Below are 1026 nucleotides of genomic sequence, written 5' to 3'. Positions count from 1 at the left end.
TGCTTCTGGTCGAGCGAGGCCAGCGTCTGCTTGTTGAGCGCGAGTTTGGTGGTTACTTTTTTCATAATACTGTAGCTGCTTCGGCCCCCCGCCGGTGCACCGCTGCACCGACTTCGTCCGAAGTGGCAGCAAGGTAGAAGCGCCCTATGCGTGCCGCAATAGCTTTTGGCTATAAATGAAATAGAATAATGATGTCGATACATTTGTTGCCGAGTTATTAAGTAATTTAAATGTTATGAAATGCAGTATAACATAGTGAATTAATTGCTAAACATATGAATGTAGTATAGGAGCTTGATTATCTATGTAATCAAAGAAGAACCAAGTTGTTGGCTTATGAATAGTTGCGGATTTATTTGATTGAGGGCAGAAAAAAAACCTGCCGGATTTCTGACAGGGCAAAGGTTGATTTTGTAGCTGTTAAGCGTGGTGTTCCTATTCGCCCAGGCACTCGTCCCGGCTGCCAGCACCCTCTTGCCGAGAGTGTCGGCAGAGGGAGCCCCAAGAAATAGAATAGGTAAAGCCGCCTTTGGCGGCGGCCAGCTGCTTCTGATCGAGGGAAGCCAGAGTTTGTTTGTTGAGCGTGAGCTTGACGGTTACTTTTTTCATGAAGTCGGAAGTTATTCAACTGCCCCTGGTCCTTCGGCTAGCTGCTTTGGTTGAATGTATGCTGTTGTAAATGATGAAGATATGTCAATGCCTTATTGGGGAGCAGGTAATGCAAAGAGCCTGACTAAGGCATAGTCAGGCTCTTTGTCTTAACGCTTACCAGCGGCAGAACTATTGGTTGGCAGCGTAGCAGCCGGGGCTGTTGTGCGTGTGGTCGTCCGAATAGTTGCACCGTACGCCCAGGGAGAGCGAGTAGGTGAAACCGCCTTTGGCGGCGGCCATCTGCTTCTGGTCGAGCGAGGCCAGCGTCTGCTTGTTGAGCGCGAGTTTGGTGGTTACTTTTTTCATAATACTGTAGCTACTTCGGCCCCCCGCCGGCACACCACTGCACCGACTTCGTCCGAAGTGGCAGCAAGG

The 1026-nt window shown here is 49.6% G+C and carries 2 protein-coding genes; both read right to left on the bottom strand.

Features of this window, described 5'->3' with window-relative positions; genetic code table 11:
• Window positions 1–435 precede the first annotated feature (435 nt).
• Window positions 436–609: a class I lanthipeptide gene (locus tag EWM57_RS21320; protein ID WP_165370604.1), complete on the bottom strand. Its 174-nt coding sequence runs from the start codon at window positions 607–609 to the stop codon at window positions 436–438.
• A gap of 171 nt (window positions 610–780) precedes the next feature.
• Entirely contained in the window at window positions 781–957 is a 177-nt protein-coding gene (locus tag EWM57_RS20790) for a class I lanthipeptide (RefSeq protein ID WP_129923214.1), read from the bottom strand.
• Window positions 958–1026: the final 69 nt, after the last annotated feature.

This window comes from Hymenobacter persicinus (assembly GCF_004167665.1).
Taxonomy (GTDB): domain Bacteria; phylum Bacteroidota; class Bacteroidia; order Cytophagales; family Hymenobacteraceae; genus Hymenobacter; species Hymenobacter persicinus.
Note: the sequence above shows the minus strand (reverse complement) of the source record. Positions and strands in the feature narration are given on the sequence as shown.

Bases quoted from the DNA above. Each gene is read 5' to 3' on its own strand.
- EWM57_RS21320 (WP_165370604.1), bottom strand. From the start codon at position 609: ATGAAAAAAGTAACCGTCAAGCTCACGCTCAACAAACAAACTCTGGCT.
- EWM57_RS20790 (WP_129923214.1), bottom strand. From the start codon at position 957: ATGAAAAAAGTAACCACCAAACTCGCGCTCAACAAGCAGACGCTGGCC.